The sequence below is a fragment of the Streptomyces sp. NPDC090021 genome (assembly GCF_044748225.1).
Classification (GTDB): domain Bacteria; phylum Actinomycetota; class Actinomycetes; order Streptomycetales; family Streptomycetaceae; genus Streptomyces.
Window position 1 is genome coordinate 61,808 of record NZ_JBIVFO010000021.1, and the last position, 21,043, is coordinate 82,850.

Here is a 21,043-nt window from a genome sequence, read left to right on the forward strand (position 1 = left end):
GCCCGTGACGTGGCTGGGAAGTGGGGGATACCGCCGGCCGGTGGCATCGGAAAGGTGACACGGGGCCGCTTGTTACCGCTAGGTACAGTCATGTTACGAACAAGTAACAACCGATCGGTCGTTCGGGTCGGTCCGTTCCGCTTCCGCCCGACTCCCCGTCTGCGCAGACCTGCTGACGCACTGTCCGGTGATCACATGGCTCCGCCCCTGCTGCCGTGGGCAGCGGGGGCGGAGCGGGACGGTTCGGGCCGCTGTGCGTGTCGGCCGGATCCGGGATGTCAGCCGACGAGCTGGTCGTACGCGGGGAGCGTGAGGAAGTCCGCGTAGTCCGCGTCCAGGGAGACCTTGAGGAAGAGGTCGTGGGCCTGCTGCCACTTGCCGGCCGCGAAGGCCTCCTCGCCGAACTCGGCCCGCAGGGCAGCCAGTTCCTCGGCCGCCAGCGCGCGGGTCAGCTCGGCCGTGGCCCTCTCGCCGTTCTCGAAGACGACCCCGGCGTTGATCCACTGCCAGATCTGCGAGCGGGAGATCTCAGCGGTGGCCGCGTCCTCCATCAGGCCGAAGATGCCGACGGCGCCGAGACCGCGCAGCCAGGCCTCGATGTAGCGGATGCCGACCTGCACCGCGTTGCGCAGGCCCTCGTACGTCGGCTTCGCGTCGAGGGAGTCGATCGCGATGAGCTCGCCCGGGGCCACCGAGACGTCCTCGCGCAGGCGGTCCTTCTGGTGGGGCTTGTCGCCCAGCACGGCGTCGAAGGAGGCCATGGCGATCGGGACCAGGTCGGGGTGGGCGACCCAGGAGCCGTCGAAGCCGTCGCCGGCCTCGCGGTCCTTGTCGGCCTTGACCTTCGCGAAGGCGATCTTGTTGGCCTCGGCGTCCTTGCGGGACGGGATGAAGGCCGCCATGCCGCCGATGGCGTGCGCGCCGCGCTTGTGGCAGGTGCGGACGAGCAGTTCGGTGTAGGCCCGCATGAAGGGGGCGGTCATCGTCACCGCGTTGCGGTCCGGCAGGACGAACTTCTCTCCGCCGTCGCGGAAGTTCTTCACGATGGAGAAGAGGTAGTCCCAGCGGCCCGCGTTCAGGCCCGCCGCGTGGTCGCGCAGCTCGTAGAGGATCTCGTCCATCTCGTACGCGGCGGTGATCGTCTCGATCAGGACGGTCGCGCGGACCGTGCCCTGCGGGATGCCGACGTAGTCCTGGGAGAAGACGAAGATGTCGTTCCAGAGGCGCGCCTCCAGGTGCGACTCCGTCTTCGGCAGGTAGAAGTACGGGCCCTTGCCGAGGTCGATCAGGCGCTTGGCGTTGTGGAAGAAGTACAGGCCGAAGTCCACGAGCGAGCCGGAGGCCGGTCCGCCCTCGAACTGCAGGTGGCGCTCCTGAAGGTGCCAGCCGCGCGGCCGCATGACGACGGTCGCGAGCTCGGCGGCCGGCCTCAGGGCGTAGGCCTTGCCCGTACGGGCGTCGGTGAAGTCGATGCGGCGCTCGTAGGCGTCGATCAGGTTGAGCTGGCCGAGGACCACGTTCTCCCAGGTGGGGGCGGAGGCGTCCTCGAAGTCGGCGAGCCAGACCTTGGCGCCCGAGTTCAGGGCGTTGATGGTCATCTTGCGGTCCGTCGGACCGGTGATCTCCACACGGCGGTCGTTCAGCGCGGCCGGGGCCGGCGCCACCTTCCAGTCGCCCTCGCGGACCTGTGCGGTGTCCGGGAGGAAGTCGAGGGTGGAGGTGCGGGCGATCTCGGCGCGGCGTTCGCCGCGGCGGGCGAGGAGCTCGGCGCGGCGGGGGGCGAACCGCCGGTGGAGCTCGGCCACGAAGGCGAGGGCCGCTTCGGTGAGGACTTCGTCCTGCCGGGGCAGGGGCTCGGCATCGACGATGGCCAGCGGGGACGGCGCTGGTGCGGACATATCTGTCACTCCTTCAGCGGCGGTGCCTGGCGGCCGCGGGGAATGCTCGCGCGAGACGGCACGCAGTGCCGCCGGGTGTGGAGAGCTCCGAAATACGGTCGCGGGCGCCGTCTGTGGGTTCAGGGCGCTTCTGACCAGTGGATAGTAATTTCCTCATGGTGGAAGTTCAATGGTTTGTTGATGTCGAGATTCTCTGAGTCGACAGATTCCACTTTCCGGTGGCCCTCAGTGCCACTGTCGTCACACGGTGCTCAGAGCAGTCGTGCCAGGTCGGGCGGTGTGTCGATGTCGTAGGCCTCGGCGACGTCGGAGCACTCCACCAGCATGAGCTCTCCGGCGTGGCGCGCCAGGTGGACCCGGGCGCCCTTGTCGCCCGTGGCCGTCGCCGCGATGTCCGCCCAGCGGTCCGCGCCGAACAGCACCGGGTGCCCGCGCTCCCCGCCGTACGCCGCCGCCGCCAGGCTCGCGGGGGACCGGTAGGCCTCCCGGACCCGGGCCACGGCCGCTGGGCCGATACCCGGCTGGTCGACCAGCGACACCAGGGCGGCGCGGGCGTCCGTACCGGCCAGGGAGGCCAGGCCCACCCGTAGCGAGGAACCCATGCCCTGCGCCCAGTCCGGGTTGTCCACGACCACGCAGCCGCTCAGGTCGGCGCGCTCGCGGACCTCGGCCGCCGAGGCGCCGAGGACCACGTGCACCGGGCCGCAGCCCGCCTCCCGCAGGACCCGTACGGCGTTCTCCACCAGCGGCCGGCCGCGGTAGGGCAGCAGGGCCTTGGGGCGGCCGCCGAGCCGCCGGCCGCCGCCGGCGGCCAGGAGGAGTCCCGCGATCACGGGCGAACCGGAGTGCGTGTTGGCTGACATGCCACCGATTCTCGCCCCCGCGTGCGGTCCTGGTCCTGCGGCCGCCGTGCGAAGGCGCGCCGTACGCAGGCCAGTGCGGCCCCGATCCGCAGTGGACGGGAGACGCGGTTCTCGGCGGCGGCCAGCAGGGCGCGTTCGTCGCGGTCGGTCAGCATGTGCGGAGTCTCCTTGCCAATCAGGGGCCAATACCGCGAGTCTGGACCCTGGATTGGCCTGGTCGTCAGAGCCAATCGAGGGAGGTTGGCATGGCGAACGGGCGAGTGGTCCGGACAGCGGACAGAACCATCGGCAGCCGCCAGCTCGCGGCCCTGCTCCCTGCCGGGGTACTGGCACGCCCCGGCTACCGGGCGCTCGCCGACGCCCTCCGCACCCTGATCCTCGACGGCCGTATCGCCCTCCACGTCCGGCTGCCCGCCGAACGCGAGCTCGCCGAAGCCGTCGGCGCCAGCCGGGCCACCGTCACCGGCGCCTACGACCTGCTGCGCGAGAGCGGCTACGTCCGCAGCCGGCGCGGCTCCGGCACCTGGACCGAACTCCCCGACGGCCACCGCCCCGTCGGAGCCCACGCCCTCGTCGGCGCCGGCGGCCCCGGCGCCGACGGCAAGCCCGGCATCGACCTGGCCATCGCGGCCATGGGCGCCCCCGACGGCCTCCTCGCCGACGCCGTCGCCCGGGCCGCCCCCCGGCTGCCCGAGGCCGCCCGGACCCCCGGCTACCACCCCTTCGGCCTGCCCGACCTGCGGGAGGCCGTCGCCGAGCGCTTCACCCGGCGCGGCCTGCCCACCCGCCCCGAGCAGATCCTCGTCACCTCCGGCGCCCAGCAGGCCTTCAGCCTCGTCGTCAGCCTGCTCTGCCGGGCCGGCGACCGGGTCGTCACCGAGAACCCCACCTACGCCAACGCCCTCGACGCCCTGCGTCACGCCCGCCTGCGCACCGGCTCGATCGCCGTCTCCGACGCCGGCTGGGACATGGAGATCGCCGAGTCCACGCTGCGCCAGACCGTGCCCCGGCTGGCCTACGTGATCCCCGACTTCCACAACCCCACGGGCGCCCTCATGCCCGAGGAGCAGCGGCTGTGGCTGCTCGCGGCGACCCGGCGCACCGGTACCTGGCTGGTGGTCGACGAGACCATCGCCGACATCGCCCTGGACGTGCCGGCCCCTGCGCCGCTGGCCTCCCTGGCCCCGCGCGGCGGCGCGGACCACGTGGTGACCATCGGCTCGCTCAGCAAGACCCACTGGGGCGGCCTGCGCGTTGGCTGGATCCGGGCCGGCGCGAAGATGATCACCGAGCTGACGGCCGTACGGGTCTCCGCCGACATGACCGGCTCCGTCCTCGACCAGCTCGTCGCACTCCTGCTGCTGGCCGGCATGGAACGGTCCCTGCCCGCACGGCTCGCCGAGCTGCGGAGCCGGCGCGCCGCCCTGGTGGACTCCCTCCGGCGGCACACCCCGGAGTGGTCCTGGCAGGTACCGCCGGGCGGCCTCTCGCTCTGGGTCGACCTCGGCGAGCCGGTCGGCTCGGCCCTGTCCGAGCGGGCCGCGGCCGCCGGCGTGCACATCACCCGCGGCGCCCGCTTCGGAGTCGACCCGGGCACCTTCGAACACCGCCTCCGCATCCCGTACACCCTCCCCGCCGACCGCCTGGACGAGGGCGTGCGCCGCCTGGCGGCCGCCTTCCACGACGGCGTGCCCCTGCCCCCCTCGGTGAACCGTCCGTACTGGGTGGCCTGACCGTGCGGACGGGTGACGGGTGACGGGGGGCGCCGCGGGGGTGGGGCGGCGGTGACCCGGGCCCGGGCTACGGGGTGCGGATCAGGCGGCGGGTGGCGGCTGCCGCGACCGCCGCCGTGCGGGATTCGACGCCGAGCTTCGCGTACACGTGGACCAGGTGCGACTTGACCGTGGCCTGGCTGAGGAAGAGCTGCTTGGAGATCTGCTGGTTCGACAGGCCGTCCGCCACCAGCTGGAGCACCTCCAGCTCCCGCTTCGTCAGCGCCTCCGCGGGCGTCCGCATCCGGTCCATCAGCCGCAGCGCGACCGCCGGGGCCAGTGCCGACTGGCCCGCGGCGGCCGTGCGTACGGCCGCCGCCAGCTCCTCCGGCGGGGCGTCCTTCAGCAGGTAGCCCGAGGCGCCCGCCTCCACCGCCGCCAGGATGTCCGCGTCGGTGTCGTACGTGGTCAGCACCAGCACCCGGGGGGCGCCCGGGCGCGCCGTGATCAGGGCCGTCGCCTCGGAGCCGTGCATGCCCGGCCCGAACTGCAGGTCCATCAGGACGACGTCCACCGGTTCGCGGGCGGCCAGCTCCACCGCCCGCTCGGCGGTCGCCGCCTCGGCCACCACCGCGAAGTCCGCCTCGGTGTCCAGCACCGCGCGCAGGCCCGCCCGGACCACCGGGTGGTCGTCGGCGAGCAGGAGACGGATGGTCACGGCGCCTCCACGGGGTCCATGGCGTCCAGCGGTTCCAGGGGCAGCGGCAGGGTGACGGCCACGGCGGTGCCCTGGCCCGGGTCGGACTCCACGGTGAACAGCCCGCCCAGGGTCTCGGCGCGCGAGCGCATGGCGGGCAGCCCGAACCCCCCGTCGCCCGATCCGGAGCCGGAGGCGGCCGAGGACGGGTCGAAGCCGTGCCCGTCGTCGACGATGTCCAGCGTGACCGAGGCGTCCATGAAGGTCAGCGTGATCTCGGCGCGCCCGGCCCGGGCGTGCCGCACCACGTTGGCCAGCGCCGACTGGGCGATCCGCAGCAGCGCCACCTCGTACGGGGTGGGCAGCACCCGCGGCCGTCCGCTCAGCGAGAACCGCACCCGCGGCCCCGGCACCCCGGCGCACAGCCGCTCCAGCGCCGCCGCCAGCGAGCCGTGCTCCAGGTCCGGCGGGGTGAGGGCGCGTACGAAGCGGCGTGCCTCGGCGAGGTTCTCCTGGGCGGCCTCCCGCGCCTGCGCGATGTGCGGCAGGGCCGGCGCCCCCTCCGGCAGGGCCCGCTCGGCGGCCCGCAGCAGCAGCTGGATCGAGGACAGGCCCTGCGCGAGGGTGTCGTGGATCTCCCGGGCCAGGCGTTCGCGCTCGGCCAGGATCCCGGCGCTGCGTTCGGCCGCGGCCAGCTCGGCCCGGGTCGTGATGAGCTCCTCGATCAGCTCCCGGCGCCGCTCGCTCTCCCGGTACAGCGCCTGGTAGCCCAGTACGGTCGCCACCGCCACGGCACCGCCCAGCAGCGGCCCCAGGAAGGCCCCGGGGGTCGCCACGCTGCTGTGCGCGAGGAAGCCGCCGATGGCGGCGCAGGCGGTCACCGCGACGGCCGCGACCCCCCAGCGCAGCCGCAGCAGGTGGAGCTCCAGGAAGTACAGCGGGAAGGCGATCCACAGCCCGTCGGGGGAGAGGGCCAGCAGGCCCGCCCAGGCCGCCCCGAGCCCGGCCAGCCACACCGCGCCGGCCCGCGGCGAGCGGTGCACGACCGGCGCCCGTACGCCCGCGGCGTAGACGGCGGCGAGCAGCGCGCAGGCGGCGATCACCCAGCCGGCCCGGGGCGCGGAGTCGGCGACGGCCCGGCCGGCGGCCAGGACGAGCAGCCCGAGGAGCAGGGCGTGCAGGCACAGCGTCAGCACCTTCGACACCGGCGTCAGGGGCCGGGCGGCGGGTACGGGCGCGGTCGCGGGTACGGGCGCGGTCGCGGGTACGGGCGCGGGCGCGGGCGCGGGCTCGGGTGGGAGCGGGCAGGCACCGGGCGGGACGGGGGGAGCGGCAGCAGTCATGTCCGAACCAGCGTAAAGCGGTCCCGGCGGGCCCCGGTCAACCGAAAGTTTGATGTCCCGGTGCACCGATCGATACGAGGATCCCTACTGTGGCGCGATGCCTTGTGCCCACACGGAAGACCAGGGTGGGGGACATGTTCGTCGCATGGAGAGATCTACGGTTCGCCAAGGGCCGCTTCGCCCTGATGGGCTCGGTCGTGTTGCTGATCACGCTGCTGGTCGGCCTGCTGTCCGGGCTCACCGCCGGACTGGCCCGGGAGAACATCTCGGCCGTCACCGGCCTGCCCGCCTCGCACCTGGCCTTCGCCGCGCCCGCCGGGGACCAGAAGGTGTCCTTCACCAGCTCCCAGGTGCCCGAGTCCGCATGGCTGGCCTGGCGCGAGCAGCCGGGGGTGAAGGCGGCGCAGCCCCTCGGTATCCGCACCACCAACGCCGTCTCGGGTGAGCGCACCGCCGCCGTCTCGGTCTTCGGCGTGGACCCCGCGGGCGGGCTGGCGCCGCGCGGCGCGGGCCTCGCGCAGGGCCGGGTGGTCCTGGCCGAGAAGGCGGCGAAGGAGCTCGGCGGCCTCACCGCCGGCGCCAGGATCAGGATCGGCTCGCTCGAACTGACCGTGGCCGCCGTCGCCGGCACCGCCGCCCACAGCCACACACCGGTCGTCTGGATGGACCTGAACGACTGGCAGCGCATCGGCAACCCCGGCACCTCCGTCGACACCCTCGCCACCGTCGTCGCCGTCTCCGGCAGCGGCATGGACCTCGCCGCCGCGGACCGGGCGGCGGGCACCAGGGCGCAGACCGTCGACGAGGCCCTCGGCGCCATCGGCTCCTACCAGGCCGAGAACGGCTCGCTCCAGCTGATGCGCGGTTTCCTCTTCGCCATCTCCGCCCTGGTCATAGGCGCCTTCTTCACGGTGTGGACCATCCAGCGCAGCGGCGACATCGCCGTCCTGAAGGCCCTGGGCGCCTCCACCCCGTACCTCCTGCGGGACGCCCTCGGCCAGGCCGTGGTCATGCTCGCCCTCGGCACGGGGCTGGGCACCGCGCTCGCCGCCGGCTTCGGCGCGCTGATCAGCGGTGGCGACGTGCCCTTCGTCCTCGACGCAGCCACGGTGCTCGTCCCCGCCGCGATCATGATCGCGCTCGGTGCGCTGGGTGCGGCCCTGTCCATCCGGCGGATCACCGCCGTCGACCCGCTGACCGCCCTCGGGAGCGCCCGATGACCCTCCTCGTCCACGACGTCACACTCACCTACCCCGACGGGGAGAGCCGGCTCACCGCCCTGGACGCGGTCGGCCTGGAGGTGCCCGCCGGCACCCTCACGGCGGTGATCGGGCCCTCGGGCTCCGGCAAGTCCTCCCTGCTCGCGGTCGCGGCCACGCTCGTCACCCCGGACAGCGGCCGGGTCGTCGTAGCGGGGGAGGACACCACACGGCTCGGCCCCGCCGAGAAGGCGGCCCTGCGGCGGGAGAAGATCGGCATCGTCTTCCAGCAGCCGAACCTGCTGGCCTCGCTGACCGCCGCCGAGCAGCTGCAGGTCATGGCGCACGTGGCGGGACGCCCCGCGAGGGCCGTGCGCGGGCGCGCACTGGAGCTGCTGGACGCGGTGGGCCTGGCCGACAAGGCGGACAAGCGCCCCCACCAGCTCTCCGGCGGCCAGCGCCAGCGGATCAACATCGCCCGTGCGCTGATGAACGAGCCCGCCGTGCTGCTGGTCGACGAGCCGACGAGCGCCCTCGACCACGAGCGCGGCGCGGCCGTGCTGGACCTGCTGGTCACCCTGACGCGCGAGCGCTCCACCGCCACCGTGCTGGTCACCCACGACCACGCCCACCTGGAGCGGATGGACCGTACGGCGACGATGGCGGACGGCCGGCTGACGGCTTCGAGCCCCGCGCCGCTGCGGACGCCCTGAGCGCGTGCCCGGGGCGCCCCGGGCACGGTCAGGGAAGAGGCCCCCGGGCACGGTCAGGGAAGAGGCCCCGGGCACGGTCAGGGAAGAGGCCCTGGGCACGGGTACGCAAGAGGCCCTGGTGGTCCCCTCCGGGCGAGGGACCACCAGGGCCTCTTCGTGCGGTCTGTCCAGAGGTGTCCGGCCCTGATCCGCCGGACGCCCCTCAGGCCGGGGTCTGGTTGGACAGGGCCACCGACAGCTCTGCGGCGACGTTCTGGAGGATCGGGACGAAGGACTCGGTCACGGCCTCCGTGACGCGGCCGGCCGGGCCGGAGATGGAGATCGCGGCGGCGGTCGGCGAGTTCGGCACCGACACGGCGAGGCAGCGGACTCCTATCTCCTGCTCGTTGTCGTCGACCGCGTAGCCGGCCCGGCGGACCTGCTCCAGCGCCTCCAGGAAGCCCTCGGGCGTGGTGATGGTCTTCTCGGTCGCCGCCGGCATACCCGTGCGGGCCAGCAGGGCGCGTACCTCGTCGGCCGGGGTGTGGGCGAGCAGCGCCTTGCCCACACCGGTGGAGTGGGGCAGCACCCGGCGGCCGACCTCGGTGAACATGCGCATGGAGTGCTTGGACGGCACCTGGGCGACGTAGACGATCTCGTCCCCGTCGAGCAGGGCCATGTTCGCCGTCTCCCCGGTCTCCTCGACCAGCCGGGCGAGGTAGGGGCGGGCCCAGGTCCCCAGGAGGCGCGACGCGGACTCGCCGAGGCGGATCAGGCGGGGGCCGAGGGAGTACCGTCGGTTGGGCTGCTGGCGCACGTACCCGCAGGCCACCAGCGTGCGCATCAGGCGGTGGATCGTGGGCAGGGGCAGGCCGCTGGCGGCGGAGAGCTCGCTCAGGCCGACCTCGCCCCCGGCGTCCGCCATGCGTTCGAGCAGATCGAAGGCGCGCTCAAGGGACTGGACGCCACCGCTTGCGGCAGGGGTCTTTGAGGAAGCGTCGGTGGTGCTGGCGCTGGACGTCGGCACGGCGCGGTCCTTTCGGTGCTGGCAGGCAAGGGAGCAGCCTACCCGGCGGTCGGCGTCGGTCCCAGTGCTGGGGTCGGGGCCGTCGTCGCCGGTCAGAGGTGGTTTGTCCGGGTGGCGGACGTCCTCGTGAAGTTATCCGCCCGACTCCCGTGGTGGTAGCTACATTCTGGATAGTGAAATCTTAATTCCATCCTGTGGAAACATCCAATTGCGATCCCGGTGTGTCAGTGGTCCGTCCGGGCACTCTTGACTGCTCCCGAATCGCCGGGAAGACTCCGTCAACAGAACGTTGAATTTCGCTCTGTGGAAGTAGATGGGGAGGTTCCGGTGGCCGACGTGGCTGTGGAACTGGTACTGCGCTCGACGCGCGTCATCACCCCCGAGGGGACGCGCGCCGCCTCGGTCGCCGTCGCCGGCGGGAAGATCACGGCCGTGCTGGCACACGACGCCGAGGTACCGGCCGGAGCCCGGCTGCAGGACTTCGGCGACGACGTCCTGCTCCCCGGCCTGGTCGACACCCACGTCCACGTGAACGACCCGGGCCGCACCGAGTGGGAGGGCTTCTGGACCGCCACCCGCGCCGCCGCGGCCGGCGGCATCACCACGATCCTCGACATGCCGCTCAACTCCCTCCCGCCGACGACCACGGTCGACAACCTGCGCGTCAAGCAGGAGGTCGCCCGCACCAAGGCGCACGTGGACGTCGGCTTCTGGGGCGGCGCCCTCCCGGACAACGTCAAGGACCTGGCCCCGCTGCACGAAGCCGGCGTCTACGGCTTCAAGTGCTTCCTGTCGCCGTCGGGCGTGGAGGAGTTCCCCGAGCTCGACCAGGAGCAGCTGGCCACCTCCCTCGCCGAGATCACCGGCTTCGGCGGCCTGCTGATCGTGCACGCCGAGGACCCGCACCACCTCGATGCCGCACCCGTGGTCCCCGGTCCCAAGTACGCCGACTTCCTCGCGTCCCGGCCGCGCGACGCCGAGAACACCGCCATCGGCAACCTGATCGCCCAGGCCAAGCGGCTGAACGCGCGCGTCCACGTCCTGCACCTGTCCTCCTCCGACGCGCTGCCGCTGATCGCCGCCGCCAAGGCCGAGGGCGTCAGCATCACCGTGGAGTCCTGCCCGCACTACCTCACCCTGACGGCCGAGGAAGTGCCCGACGGCGCGAGCGAGTTCAAGTGCTGCCCGCCCATCCGCGAGGCCGCCAACCAGGACCTGCTGTGGGACGCGCTCGCCGACGGCACCATCGACTGCATCGTCTCCGACCACTCGCCCTCCACCGCGGACCTGAAGACCAGCGACTTCTCCACCGCGTGGGGCGGCATCTCCTCCCTCCAGCTCGGCCTGCCCGCCATCTGGACCGAGGCGCGCCGCCGCGGCCGGACCCTGGAGGACGTCGTCCGCTGGATGTCCGCGGCCCCGGCCGCCCTCGCCGGGCTGGCGCAGAAGGGCGCGATCGAGGCCGGCCGTGACGCCGACTTCGCCGTGCTCGCCCCCGAAGGAATGTTCACCGTCGACCCGGCCGAACTCCACCACCGCAACCAGGTCACGGCGTACGCGGGCAGGACCCTGCACGGCGTCGTGAAGTCCACCTGGCTGCGCGGCACGCAGATCGCCGACCACGGCACCCCGACCGAGCCCACGGGCCTCCTCCTCGAAAGGCAGAACTGACCAGTGGCGATTGAATCCTTCACCGGCAACGCGAACCCGTACGGGGGCGGCGACCCGTACGCGGACTACCGCACCGCGGACTTCCCCTTCACCCAGTACGCGAACCTCGCCGCCCGTGAGCTGGGCGCCGGTGTCATCGCCGCCAACGACGAGTTCTTCGCCCAGCGCGAGAACCTCCTGATCTCCGAGGCCGCGCACTTCGACCCCGAGGACTTCGGCCACAAGGGCAAGGTCATGGACGGCTGGGAGACCCGCCGCCGCCGCGGCGTCTGCGCCACCCAGCCCTGGCCGACCCCCGAGGACCACGACTGGGCACTGGTGCGCCTGGGCGCGCCCGGCGTCATCCGCGGCATCGTCGTCGACACCGCCCACTTCCGCGGCAACATGCCGCAGGCCGTCTCCATCGAGGCCACCAACTGGGAGGGCGCCCTCGCGCCGACCCCGGAGGAGCTCCAGGGCGACGACGTGAAGTGGACGACCATCGTGCCCCGCACGGCGGTCGGCGGCCACGCCGCCAACGGCTTCGAGGTCGACACCGAGCAGCGCTTCACCCACCTGCGCGTCAACCAGCACCCCGACGGCGGCATCGCCCGCCTGCGCGTCCACGGCGAGGTCCTGCCCGACCCGAAGTGGCTCGCGGCGCTCGGCTCCTTCGACGTGGTGGCGCTGGAGAACGGCGGCTCCGTGCAGGACGCCTCCAACCGCTTCTACTCCCCGCCGACCAACACCATCAACCCGGGCCGCTCCCGCAAGATGGACGACGGCTGGGAGACCGCCCGCCGCCGCGACAACGGCAACGACTGGATCCGCTACCAGCTCGTCACCGAGTCCGAGATCCGCGCCGTCGAGATCGACACCGCGTACCTCAAGGGCAACTCGGCCGGCTGGGCCTCGCTGTCGGTGAAGACGGGTGAGGAGGGCGAGTGGACGGAGTTCCTGCCGCGCACCCGCCTGCAGCCCGACACCAACCACCGCTTCGTACTGGACACCCCGGCGGTGGGCACCCACGTACGGATCGACATCTTCCCGGACGGCGGCTTCTCCCGCCTGCGGCTCTTCGGCTCGCTGACCGAGGCCGGCGCGGCGGCGCTGACCGCCCGCCACCAGGAGCTGGGCGGCTGACCCCGTACCCCTGACCACCCCGGGGGCCGACACCCCCGGGGCCCGCACGTCCCGCCGGGGCGCACCGCCGCCGGTGCGCCCCGGCGGCGGCGACGGTTCGCGCCGGCCGTGGTCCACGGCCGGAGGCGGCCGGACGGGCCGGCCGGAGCCACTGCGATCGTGCCCGGGGCCGGCCCGCCCGGGACCGCTCCGCCCGGGACCGGCGGCCCGGGACCGGCCGCGACCGCTGCTGGCGGGAATCCGACTCCGCGTTCCCGGCGGGGATCGGAGGTGCTGCGCCGTTCGGGCAGTCGTTCGCGTGGCGGAGGGAGATGAGTTCCGGGCGGTCCGGGAGTCTGCCTTCGTGCAGGGACGATCGAGCGAGGAGCGCAGAGGCATGGCCGAGCTGACACTGACCACCTTCGTCACGCTGGACGGCGTGATGCAGGCGCCCGGCGGGCCCGACGAGGACCGCAGCGACGGGTTCGAGTACGGCGGGTGGGTCGCACCGTACGTCGACGAGGGGATGGGGGAGTTCATCACCGAGGTGTTCGGCCGGGCCGGGGCGTTCCTGCTCGGGCGGCGGACCTACGAGATCTTCGCCGGCTACTGGCCCGAGCACGACGACAGCGCCGACCCCGTGGCGGGCGGGCTGAACCGGCTGCCCAAGTACGTGGCCTCGACCACCCTGGAGGACCCGGCCTGGGGGCCGGCGACCGTGCTCGACGGGGAGAACCTGCAGAGCGAGATCGTCCGGGTCAAGGACGCGCTGGAGGGGGAGTTGCAGGTGCACGGGAGCGGGCAGCTCGCGCAGTGGCTGCTCGCCCGGGATCTCGTCGACGAGATCAACCTGATGGTGTTCCCCGTGGCGCTGGGGGCCGGCAGGAGGCTGTTCCCCACCGGCGGGCTGCCGACCGCGTACGAGCTGACGGCGTCCCGCACGACCCCCGCCGGGACGGCCATCCACACCTACCGGCCCACCGGGCGGGCGTCGTTCGGCACCGTCGGCTCCTGACCGGCCGCACCCGGCCGGATGCCGCCGGGACCACTGGTCGAGCCCGTCGGCGCGGTAGCGGTCGCCCGCGTCGAAGCCCGGCTCTCCGACCAGGCGCCGCGCATCGGCGGGCCGCCGCCCGTGCGCGGCGAGGAGCCCGGTCGGCTCGTCGTAGCGGGCGTCGACGCCGCCGTGGCCCTGGACGTCGTGCGGGCCGCCGTCCGCGTCGGCCGGGCCCGCGCGCGGGCCGTCGTACCGGTCCGGTTCGGCGTACACGCGCCGGAAGGCCGTCGGACTGCTCCGCTACCGCCGGTCCAGGGCCAGTTGGACCACGCGGCCCTCCCGCAGGACCAGGAGGTCCGGGGACTCGTGGGCGTGGTGGCGGATGCGGCCGACCGGGCCCGGCGGGCGGATGTGCGGGGTGAGGAGCAGGAGGAGGTCCTCCAGGGCCGGGAGCTGGTCCTCATGGATCTCCTGGCGGGCCGTCAGGGCCCAGCCGTCGCGTTCGGCCGGGCCGAATTCGCCCACGAGCATCCCGCCGATGTGCCACGCCGCGCCGCGCGGCGCGAGCAGGCCGTCCCCCGTCAGGTGGCGGCGCACCTCCGCGAGTACGGCGTCGGGCGTGGTGTCGAGCAGGTCGAACGCCAGATCCACGGCGTAAAGATCAGCCATGCGCCCGACTCTACGGGCCGGGGGCGCGAGGCCCGGAAACGGGTCGCCCCGCATGATCGGCTCCGGTACGGTGTGCCCCGCAACCGTGCGAGCCGCCGATGTCTCCACCTCCCGAGTGACGTTGGAGACCTCCGTGGCCGTCGCCTCGCCCACCCTGCACGCCGCACCCCGCCGCGCGTGGCTCGCCGATCTGCCCGTGCTGGCCGTCGCCGTCGTGTGGGGCGGGAGCTATCTGGCCGCCAAGGGCATCACCACCGCGCACACCGTGATCGCCGTGCTCGTGCTGCGGTTCGCGCTCGTGCTGCCCGTGCTGGTCGTCGCCGGGTGGGCGCGGCTGCGCGCGCTCACCCCCGCCCAGCTGCGCGGCGCCGGGCTGCTGGGGCTCGTACTCGGCGGGATCTTCCTGCTGGAGACCTACGGGGTCGTCCACACCTCCGCCACCAACGCCGGGCTGATCATCAGCCTGACCATGATCTTCACCCCGCTCGCCGATGCCGCGGTGAAGCGGAAGGCTCCGTCCGCCGGGTTCCTCGGCGCCGCCGCGCTGTCCGTCCTCGGCGTCGTGCTGCTCACCCAGGGCGCCGGCTTCACCGTGCCCGGCCTCGGTGACCTGCTCATTCTCGGCGCCGCCCTCGCCCGGACCCTGCACGTGCTGCTGATGGCCCGGTCCGAGGGCGTGCGCGGTGCCGATCCGCTGTCGCTGACCACCGTGCAGCTCGGCGGGGCCGTGCTCGTCTTCGCCCTGCTGGCCGCCGTACCCGGGACCGGCGCGAGCCCCTGGGCCGCCGCGGCCGACTTCGGGCCCGCCCAGTGGGCCGGGCTGGCGTTCCTCTCCGTCTTCTGCACCCTCTTCGCCTTCTTCGTGCAGATGTGGGCCGTACGCCGTACCTCGCCCTCCCGGGTCAGCCTGCTGCTCGGCACCGAGCCCCTGTGGGCGGCCGTGGCGGGCATCGCCGTCGGCGGCGAGCACCTGGGGCCCCTCGGATACGCCGGCGTGCTCCTCGTCCTCGCCGGCACCGCCTGGGGGCGGCGGGCGGTCACCGCGGCACCTGCCTGAGCGTGTCCGGAAAGCGCCGCAGTCAGCCGGGGAGGGCCACCGTAGGGTGGCCGGATGCCCTGCTCACCGAACCGGTCACCGAACCGGTCACCGAACCGGTCACCGAACCGGTCACGGCTCCGGTTACCGGCCCGGCAGGTCCGGGAGCTCCTCCAGCCGGACCCGGCGCCGCTCCCGCCGCGACAGCTCGCACGCCTCCGCCACCCGCAGCGCGGCCAGGGCCTCCCGTCCGTCGCAGGGGTTCTCGCCCTCGCCGCGCACCAGGTGCACGAAGGCGTTCAGCTCGGCCTCGTACGCGGGGCCGAAGCGTTCCAGGAAGCCGGTCCACGGCTTGCTCGCGGGGGGCGGCCCGTTCGGCTCGGTCGAGGCGATCGGCGTCCGGTCGTCGAGGCCGGCGGAGACCTGGTCCCGCTCCCCGGCCAGCTCCATCCGCACGTCGTAGCCGGCGCCGTTGCAGCGGGTCCCGGTGGACGTGACCAGGGTCCCGTCGTCCAGGACGAGGAGCGCGGCCGCCGTGTCGACGTCCCCCGTCTGCCGGAACTGCGGCGGACCCGCGTCCGACCCGGCCGCGTACACCTCCACCACCTCGTGCCCGGTCACCCACCGCACCATGTCGAAGTCGTGGACCATGCAGTCCCGGTAGAGGCCGCCCGAGGTCGCCAGGTAGTCGGCGGCCGGCGGCGCCGGATCGGCCGTCATCGTCCGTACGGTGTGCAGCCGGCCCAGGGCGCCGGAGCGGACCAGCTCCCGGGCCGTGAGGTAGCCCGCGTCGAAGCGGCGCATGTAGCCCACCTGGAGCAGCCCGCCCAGGGCCGAGACCTCACGCAGCACGGACAGGGTGCGGTTCAGGTCGGGGGCGACCGGCTTCTCGCAGAACACCGGCAGGCCGCCGCGGATCGCCCGTACGACCAGCTCCGCGTGCCCGTCGGTGGAGGACGCCACGACCACAGCGTCCACGCCCCAGGTGAAGACCTGTTCCACGGAGGGCGCGGCCGTGGCCCCGAGCCGGTCGGCGAGGCGCGCCGCCCGCGCGGGGTCGCAGTCCGCGAGCAGGAGCGAGCCGGCCTCCGGGTGGCGGGCGAGGACGGCCGCGTGGAACGAGCCGATCCGGCCGGTTCCGATGAGCCCGATGCGCATGGACTCAACCTGGCCCCGTCGGGGGAACCTGTCAATCCGCTCGCATCGATCTTGAGGATTTCCCGTGCCGATCCGCGATCCCGTCGTGTCGGTCTGCGGGTGCATGCCCCGATGGCCCTTCATGGTCCACTGTGGCGGATACTGGGCGGCTGAAACCGGAATGACCGAATGATGACGGACGGCGTGAGCGCCGGGACGACGGATGAGACGGACGAGGGAAGGGCGCGGCGACGTGGCTAGGGTTCGGACAGGGGTACGCGTCGTGGGCGCCGTGCTCGCGGCGGTACTGGGGGCCTCGCTCGCGGGTTGCAGCAGTACGGGCGGCAAGCGCGCCGAGGAGCGGGCGAAGGCCGCGGAGGCGGGCCGCCCCGCCGTCTCCACCCCGCGCTGGACCTTCGCGATGGTGACCCACGCGGGCGACGGCGACACCTTCTGGGACATCGTCCAGAAGGGCGCCAAGGAGGCCGCGGCGAAGGACAACATCAACTTCGTCTACGCCCACGACGACCAGGCGCAGCAGCAGGCGCAGTTCGTGCAGAACGCCATCGACCAGAAGGTCGACGGGATCATCGTCAGCCTCGCCAAGCCGGAAGCCCTCAAGGACGTCGTCGCCAAGGCCGTCAAGGCCGGCATCCCGGTGGTCACGGTCAACTCCGGGTCCGCGCAGTCCGCCGCGTACGGGGCGCTCACCCACATCGGCCAGGACGAGACGATCGCCGGCGAGACGGTCGGCACGGAGCTGGGCAAGCGCGGCCGCAGGAATGCCGTCTGCGTCCTGCACGAGCAGGGCAACGTCGGCCACGAGCAGCGCTGCGCCGGCGCGAAGAAGACCTTCCCCGGAACGATGGAGAACCTCTACGTCGAGGGCACCAACATGCCCTCCGTCCAGGCGGCCGTCCAGGCCAAGCTGCAGGCGGACCCGTCCATCGACGCGATCGTCACCCTCGGCGCGCCCTTCGCCCCCACCGCGGTCAAGGCCAAGGAGGCCGCCGGGAGCAAGGCCGAGGTCGACACCTTCGACCTCAACGAGGCGGTGGCCCGCGACCTCAAGTCCGGCGCCCTCGGCTTCGCCGTGGACCAGCAGCCCTACCTGCAGGGGTACGAGGCCGTCGACCTGCTCTGGCTCTACCGTTACAACGCGGACGTGCTCGGCGGCGGCCGCCCGGTGCTCACCGGACCGCAGATCGTCACCGCCGCCGAGGCCGCCGAGCTGGAGGAGTACATCGAGCGGGGCAGCCGATGAGCGCCGCCACCGCCGTCGACGAGCGGCTCGCGCCGGCCTCGCTCGTCCGCCGGCTGCTGGGGCGGCCCGAGCTGGGCGCGGTGGTCGGGGCCGTCGCCGTGTTCGTCTTCTTCTCCGTCGCCGCCCCCACCTTCCTCCAGGCCTCCAGCCTCAGCACGATCCTGTACTCGGCCTCCACCATCGGGATCATGGCGGCCCCCGTGGCGATGCTGATGATCGGCGGCGAGTTCGACCTCTCCGCGGGTGTCATGGTCACGACCTCGGCCCTGGTGAGCTCGATGTTCAGCTACCAGATGACCGCCAACGTCTGGGTCGGCGTCGGAGTGTCCCTGCTGGTCACCCTGGCCATCGGCTTCTTCAACGGCTTCATGCTGACCCGCACCAGGCTGCCCAGCTTCATCATCACGCTCGGCACCTTCCTGATGCTGACCGGCCTGAACCTCGGCTTCACCAAGCTGATCAGCGGCACGGTCTCCACCAAGTCCATCGCCGACATGGAGGGCTTCCCCTCCGCCCGCGCCGTCTTCGCCTCGAAGTGGGAGATCGGCGCGGTCACCCTGCAGGTCACCGTCCTGTGGTGGCTGGCCCTGGTCGCCGTGGCCACGTGGATCCTGCTGCGCACCCGCGCCGGCAACTGGATCTTCGCCGTGGGCGGCGGGGCGGACGCGGCCCGCGCCGTCGGCGTACCCGTCGTGAAGACCCGTATCGGCCTGTACATGGGCGTCGCCCTGTGCGCCTGGATCTCCGGCCAGCACATCCTCTTCTCGTTCGACGTGGTCCAGTCGGGCGAGGGCGTGGGCAACGAGTTCCTCTACATCATCGCGGCGGTCATCGGCGGCTGTCTGATGACCGGCGGCTACGGCTCCGCCATCGGCTCGGCGGTCGGCGCCTTCATCTTCGGCATGACCAGCAACGGCATCGTGTACGCGCAGTGGAACCCGGACTGGTTCAAGTTCTTCCTCGGCGCGATGCTCCTGCTGGCCACGCTGCTCAACGCATGGGTCCGCAAGCGGGCGGAGGCGAGTAAGTGACCACCGACAGCACCACCACGGCGACCCCGGCCGCCACGAGCGCCCTGGTCAGACTGACCGGCGTGGCCAAGTTCTACGGCAACATCCGCGCCCTCCAGGACGTCTCCCTGGAGGTCTCCGCGGGCGAGATCACCTGCGTCCTCGGCGACAACGGCGCCGGCAAGTCCACCCTCATCAAGATCATCGCGGGGCTGCACCGGCACGACGCCGGCACCTTCGAGATCGAGGGCGAGGAGACCGTGCTCGCCAACCCGCGCGCGGCCCTCGACTGCGGCATCGCGACCGTGTACCAGGACCTCGCCGTGGTCCCGCTCATGCCGGTCTGGCGCAACTTCTTCCTCGGCTCCGAGCCGACGAAGGGCCGCGGCCCCCTGCGCCGCCTGGACGTGGACCTCATGCGCCGCACCACCCGCGACGAGCTGCTGCGCATGGGCATCGACCTGCGCGACGTGGACCAGCCCATCGGCACCCTGTCCGGCGGCGAGCGGCAGTGCGTGGCCATCGCCCGCGCCGTCTACTTCGGGGCGAAGGTCCTCGTCCTCGACGAACCGACCGCGGCCCTCGGGGTCAAGCAGTCCGGCGTGGTCCTCAAGTACGTCGCCGCGGCCCGCGACGCCGGTCTCGGTGTGGTCCTGATCACCCACAACCCGCACCACGCCTACCTGGTCGGGGACCGCTTCGTGCTGCTCAAGCGCGGCGCCATGGCGGGCAGTCACACCCGTGACTCGATCACCCTGGACGAGCTCACCCGCCAGATGGCGGGCGGCTCCGAGCTCGACGAACTGAGCCACGAACTGGAGCGAGTGGCAGAATCGGGACCGGGCGTCACGGACGCCACGGCCCGCGGAGCCGGCCGCACCGGACCGGCGGGCCCGGCCGACCAGGCCTCCCGCACCACCGCACCCACGAGGGACGACACGACTCGATGAGCACGTACCGGGACTTCACGCTCACCCACCGGGGGTCGGCGCGAGGCACCGTCCTGCGCACCATCGGGACCCGTGAGCGGCGGTCGCACCTGACCGCCCCGCGCGTCCCGACCGTCGGCATCGACATCGGCGGCACCAAGGTGATGGCCGGGGTCGTCGACGCCGACGGCGTCATCCTGGAGAAGATCCGCACCGAGACCCCGGACAAGTCCAAGAGCCCCAAGGTCGTCGAGGACACCATCGTCGAGCTCGTGCTGGACCTCTCCGACCGGCACGACGTGCACGCCGTCGGCATCGGCGCGGCCGGCTGGGTCGACGCCGACCGCTCCAGGGTCCTCTTCGCACCCCACCTGGCCTGGCGCGACGAGCCCCTGCGCGACGCCCTGCAGTCCCGGCTCGCGGTCCCCGTCATGGTCGACAACGACGCCAACACCGCCGCCTGGGCCGAATGGCGCTTCGGCGCCGGACGCGGCGAGGACCACCTCGTCATGATCACACTCGGCACCGGCATCGGCGGCGCCATCCTCGAAGGCGGCCAGGTCAAGCGCGGCCGGTACGGGGTCGCCGGCGAGTTCGGCCACATGCAGGTCGTCCCCGGCGGTCACCGCTGCCCCTGCGGCAACCGCGGCTGCTGGGAGCAGTACAGCTCCGGCAACGCCCTGGTGCGCGAGGCCCGCGAGCTGGCCGCCGCGGACTCCCCGGTCGCGTACAACATCATCGCCAGGGTCGGCGGGAACGTCTCCGAGATCACCGGGCCGCTGATCACCGAGCTGGCCCGCGAGGGCGACGCCATGTGCGTCGAGCTGCTCCAGGACATCGGCCAGTGGCTCGGCGTCGGCATCGCCAATCTCGCCGCCGCCCTCGACCCGTCCTGCTTCGTCATCGGCGGTGGCGTCAGCGCCGCCGACGACCTGCTGATCGGCCCCGCCCGGGACGCCTTCCGCCGCCACCTCACCGGCCGCGGCTACCGCCCGGAGGCCCGTATCGCCAAGGCCCAGCTCGGCCCCGAGGCGGGCATGGTCGGTGCCGCCGACCTCGCCCGGCTCGTCGCCCGGCGCTTCCGCCGCGCCACCCGCCGACGGGTCGAGCGCTACGAGCGTTACGCGCAGCTGGGCCAGCTGGGCCGCAGGCGCGAGACCACCGCACCCACGGACTCCAAGGACGACCCCCAGTCGTGAACCCGCCCACCCTGCCCCACCAGGCCTCCGCCCCCGACGAGGGCGGCACACCGCGGCCCACCCCCGAGGACCGCAGGCACGTCGTCAAGCGCCGCTGGATCACCGCGATCATCATCGTCCTGCTGATCGGCGTACCCGCGGGCTACCTCGCGATCTCCACCCAGCAGAGCCGGGAGAGCGGACGCGACAAGGCCGCCAAGGTCGGCGCGTCCACGGTGCGCCCGGGCTGGCCCTCCAAGGTGCAGCGCAGCATCTACGAGGTGCCGATCCCGGCGAAGGCATGGAAGGTCGGCTTCCTGGAGACCAACAACTGGCGCACCAGCAGGCTCTTCACCCAGTTCGCGGTGACCCCGGCCGACCTGGACGGCTTCCTCGCCTCCGTCGGCACCAGCCGCGCCGAGCTGGTCGCCGGGGACGTCACGATCTCCCCCCACGACTCCGAGGTCGCGGGCTGGAGCTGGAGCCCCCGCGCCACCTGGTACGGAACCAGCCTGGAGCAGGAGGACCCGCGCCCCGGCCGGGACATCACGGTGGACCTCACGGACCCCGGGCACCCCAGGGTCTACGTGGTCTCCACGGCCACTCCGTGACCCGGCCTG

19 protein-coding genes are annotated in these 21,043 nt (G+C 73.0%); 12 read left to right on the forward strand and 7 right to left on the reverse strand.

Annotation, left to right across the window (positions count from 1 at the left end; all coding sequences use genetic code 11):
* Positions 1 to 278: 278 nt before the first annotated feature.
* Positions 279 to 1,898 carry a malate synthase A gene (gene aceB / locus ACIPXC_RS18655; RefSeq protein ID WP_401619056.1) on the reverse strand — a complete coding sequence of 540 codons (1,620 nt, stop codon included), beginning with the start codon at positions 1,896 to 1,898 and terminating at the stop codon, positions 279 to 281.
* A 251-nt stretch (positions 1,899 to 2,149) separates the two neighbouring features.
* On the reverse strand, positions 2,150 to 2,761 hold the full coding sequence (locus ACIPXC_RS18660) for an NTP transferase domain-containing protein (RefSeq protein ID WP_401619059.1): 612 nt from the start codon (positions 2,759 to 2,761) through the stop codon (positions 2,150 to 2,152).
* Positions 2,762 to 3,006: 245 nt separating this feature from the next.
* Between ACIPXC_RS18660 and ACIPXC_RS18665 the strand changes: the two genes are divergently transcribed.
* On the forward strand, positions 3,007 to 4,494 hold the full coding sequence (locus ACIPXC_RS18665; protein WP_401619062.1) for a PLP-dependent aminotransferase family protein: 1,488 nt from the start codon (positions 3,007 to 3,009) through the stop codon (positions 4,492 to 4,494).
* A gap of 67 nt (positions 4,495 to 4,561) precedes the next feature.
* Here the strand turns inward: ACIPXC_RS18665 and ACIPXC_RS18670 are convergent, their stop codons facing one another.
* Both ACIPXC_RS18670 and ACIPXC_RS18675 read right to left on the reverse strand, forming a co-directional pair.
* Positions 4,562 to 5,191 (reverse strand): response regulator transcription factor, encoded by a 630-nt coding sequence (locus ACIPXC_RS18670; protein ID WP_037915682.1) that lies wholly within the window; start codon positions 5,189 to 5,191, stop codon positions 4,562 to 4,564.
* Positions 5,188 to 6,513 (reverse strand): sensor histidine kinase, encoded by a 1,326-nt coding sequence (locus tag ACIPXC_RS18675; protein WP_401619065.1) that lies wholly within the window; start codon positions 6,511 to 6,513, stop codon positions 5,188 to 5,190. The genes ACIPXC_RS18670 and ACIPXC_RS18675 overlap by 4 nt, the downstream gene beginning before the upstream one ends.
* Positions 6,514 to 6,647: 134 nt before the next feature.
* On the opposite strand from ACIPXC_RS18675, the gene ACIPXC_RS18680 reads away from it, so the two are divergent.
* Positions 6,648 to 7,733 carry an ABC transporter permease gene (locus tag ACIPXC_RS18680; protein ID WP_401619068.1) on the forward strand — a complete coding sequence of 362 codons (1,086 nt, stop codon included), beginning with the start codon at positions 6,648 to 6,650 and terminating at the stop codon, positions 7,731 to 7,733.
* A complete protein-coding gene (locus ACIPXC_RS18685; protein ID WP_401619071.1) occupies positions 7,730 to 8,425 on the forward strand; it encodes an ABC transporter ATP-binding protein in 696 nt (231 codons plus the stop codon). The genes ACIPXC_RS18680 and ACIPXC_RS18685 overlap by 4 nt, the downstream gene beginning before the upstream one ends.
* Positions 8,426 to 8,627: 202 nt before the next feature.
* Here ACIPXC_RS18685 and ACIPXC_RS18690 read toward each other — a convergent pair whose 3' ends face one another.
* Positions 8,628 to 9,431 (reverse strand): IclR family transcriptional regulator, encoded by an 804-nt coding sequence (locus ACIPXC_RS18690; protein WP_046779830.1) that lies wholly within the window; start codon positions 9,429 to 9,431, stop codon positions 8,628 to 8,630.
* Positions 9,432 to 9,767: 336 nt separating this feature from the next.
* On the opposite strand from ACIPXC_RS18690, the gene allB reads away from it, so the two are divergent.
* The 3 genes from allB to ACIPXC_RS18705 all read left to right on the forward strand — a co-directional run bounded on the left by allB (position 9,768) and on the right by ACIPXC_RS18705 (position 13,218).
* A complete protein-coding gene (gene allB / locus ACIPXC_RS18695) occupies positions 9,768 to 11,102 on the forward strand; it encodes an allantoinase AllB (protein ID WP_401619211.1) in 1,335 nt (444 codons plus the stop codon).
* A 3-nt stretch (positions 11,103 to 11,105) separates the two neighbouring features.
* Positions 11,106 to 12,224 (forward strand): allantoicase, encoded by a 1,119-nt coding sequence (gene alc, locus ACIPXC_RS18700; protein WP_401619074.1) that lies wholly within the window; start codon positions 11,106 to 11,108, stop codon positions 12,222 to 12,224.
* Between the two features lie 376 nt (positions 12,225 to 12,600).
* Complete coding sequence (locus ACIPXC_RS18705) at positions 12,601 to 13,218, forward strand: dihydrofolate reductase family protein (RefSeq protein WP_401619077.1); 618 nt, start codon at positions 12,601 to 12,603, stop codon at positions 13,216 to 13,218.
* Between the two features lie 282 nt (positions 13,219 to 13,500).
* Here ACIPXC_RS18705 and ACIPXC_RS18710 read toward each other — a convergent pair whose 3' ends face one another.
* A complete protein-coding gene (locus tag ACIPXC_RS18710; RefSeq protein ID WP_401619078.1) occupies positions 13,501 to 13,869 on the reverse strand; it encodes a hypothetical protein in 369 nt (122 codons plus the stop codon).
* Between the two features lie 115 nt (positions 13,870 to 13,984).
* Here ACIPXC_RS18710 and ACIPXC_RS18715 point away from each other — a divergent pair, with 115 nt between their 5' ends.
* Complete coding sequence (locus tag ACIPXC_RS18715) at positions 13,985 to 14,926, forward strand: DMT family transporter (protein WP_401619081.1); 942 nt, start codon at positions 13,985 to 13,987, stop codon at positions 14,924 to 14,926.
* Between the two features lie 123 nt (positions 14,927 to 15,049).
* Here the strand turns inward: ACIPXC_RS18715 and ACIPXC_RS18720 are convergent, their stop codons facing one another.
* A complete protein-coding gene (locus ACIPXC_RS18720; RefSeq protein ID WP_401619084.1) occupies positions 15,050 to 16,063 on the reverse strand; it encodes a Gfo/Idh/MocA family oxidoreductase in 1,014 nt (337 codons plus the stop codon).
* A gap of 262 nt (positions 16,064 to 16,325) precedes the next feature.
* Here ACIPXC_RS18720 and ACIPXC_RS18725 point away from each other — a divergent pair, with 262 nt between their 5' ends.
* From ACIPXC_RS18725 to ACIPXC_RS18745, 5 genes are read left to right on the forward strand one after another with little or no spacing between them, the layout of a single operon-like run.
* Positions 16,326 to 17,306, forward strand: a complete 981-nt coding sequence (locus tag ACIPXC_RS18725; protein ID WP_401619087.1) for a sugar ABC transporter substrate-binding protein — start codon at positions 16,326 to 16,328, stop codon at positions 17,304 to 17,306.
* Positions 17,303 to 18,337, forward strand: a complete 1,035-nt coding sequence (locus ACIPXC_RS18730) for an ABC transporter permease (RefSeq protein ID WP_401619090.1) — start codon at positions 17,303 to 17,305, stop codon at positions 18,335 to 18,337. The genes ACIPXC_RS18725 and ACIPXC_RS18730 overlap by 4 nt, the downstream gene beginning before the upstream one ends.
* Complete coding sequence (locus tag ACIPXC_RS18735; protein WP_401619093.1) at positions 18,334 to 19,266, forward strand: ATP-binding cassette domain-containing protein; 933 nt, start codon at positions 18,334 to 18,336, stop codon at positions 19,264 to 19,266. Before ACIPXC_RS18730 ends, ACIPXC_RS18735 begins: the two co-directional genes overlap by 4 nt.
* Entirely contained in the window at positions 19,263 to 20,444 is a 1,182-nt protein-coding gene (locus ACIPXC_RS18740) for an ROK family glucokinase (RefSeq protein ID WP_401619096.1), read from the forward strand. Before ACIPXC_RS18735 ends, ACIPXC_RS18740 begins: the two co-directional genes overlap by 4 nt.
* Complete coding sequence (locus tag ACIPXC_RS18745) at positions 20,441 to 21,034, forward strand: hypothetical protein (RefSeq protein WP_401619100.1); 594 nt, start codon at positions 20,441 to 20,443, stop codon at positions 21,032 to 21,034. Before ACIPXC_RS18740 ends, ACIPXC_RS18745 begins: the two co-directional genes overlap by 4 nt.
* Positions 21,035 to 21,043: the final 9 nt, after the last annotated feature.

Excerpts from the sequence above, each read along its gene's own strand:
- ACIPXC_RS18685 (WP_401619071.1), top strand. The coding sequence starts at position 7,730 with ATGACCCTCCTCGTCCACGACGTCACACTCACCTACCCCGACGGGGAG.
- ACIPXC_RS18710 (WP_401619078.1), bottom strand. The coding sequence starts at position 13,869 with ATGGCTGATCTTTACGCCGTGGATCTGGCGTTCGACCTGCTCGACACC.
- ACIPXC_RS18665 (WP_401619062.1), top strand. The coding sequence starts at position 3,007 with ATGGCGAACGGGCGAGTGGTCCGGACAGCGGACAGAACCATCGGCAGC.
- ACIPXC_RS18730 (WP_401619090.1), top strand. The coding sequence starts at position 17,303 with ATGAGCGCCGCCACCGCCGTCGACGAGCGGCTCGCGCCGGCCTCGCTC.
- ACIPXC_RS18680 (WP_401619068.1), top strand. The coding sequence starts at position 6,648 with ATGTTCGTCGCATGGAGAGATCTACGGTTCGCCAAGGGCCGCTTCGCC.
- ACIPXC_RS18675 (WP_401619065.1), bottom strand. The coding sequence starts at position 6,513 with ATGACTGCTGCCGCTCCCCCCGTCCCGCCCGGTGCCTGCCCGCTCCCA.
- ACIPXC_RS18720 (WP_401619084.1), bottom strand. The coding sequence starts at position 16,063 with ATGCGCATCGGGCTCATCGGAACCGGCCGGATCGGCTCGTTCCACGCG.
- ACIPXC_RS18705 (WP_401619077.1), top strand. The coding sequence starts at position 12,601 with ATGGCCGAGCTGACACTGACCACCTTCGTCACGCTGGACGGCGTGATG.
- ACIPXC_RS18660 (WP_401619059.1), bottom strand. The coding sequence starts at position 2,761 with ATGTCAGCCAACACGCACTCCGGTTCGCCCGTGATCGCGGGACTCCTC.
- ACIPXC_RS18740 (WP_401619096.1), top strand. The coding sequence starts at position 19,263 with ATGAGCACGTACCGGGACTTCACGCTCACCCACCGGGGGTCGGCGCGA.
- aceB (WP_401619056.1), bottom strand. The coding sequence starts at position 1,898 with ATGTCCGCACCAGCGCCGTCCCCGCTGGCCATCGTCGATGCCGAGCCC.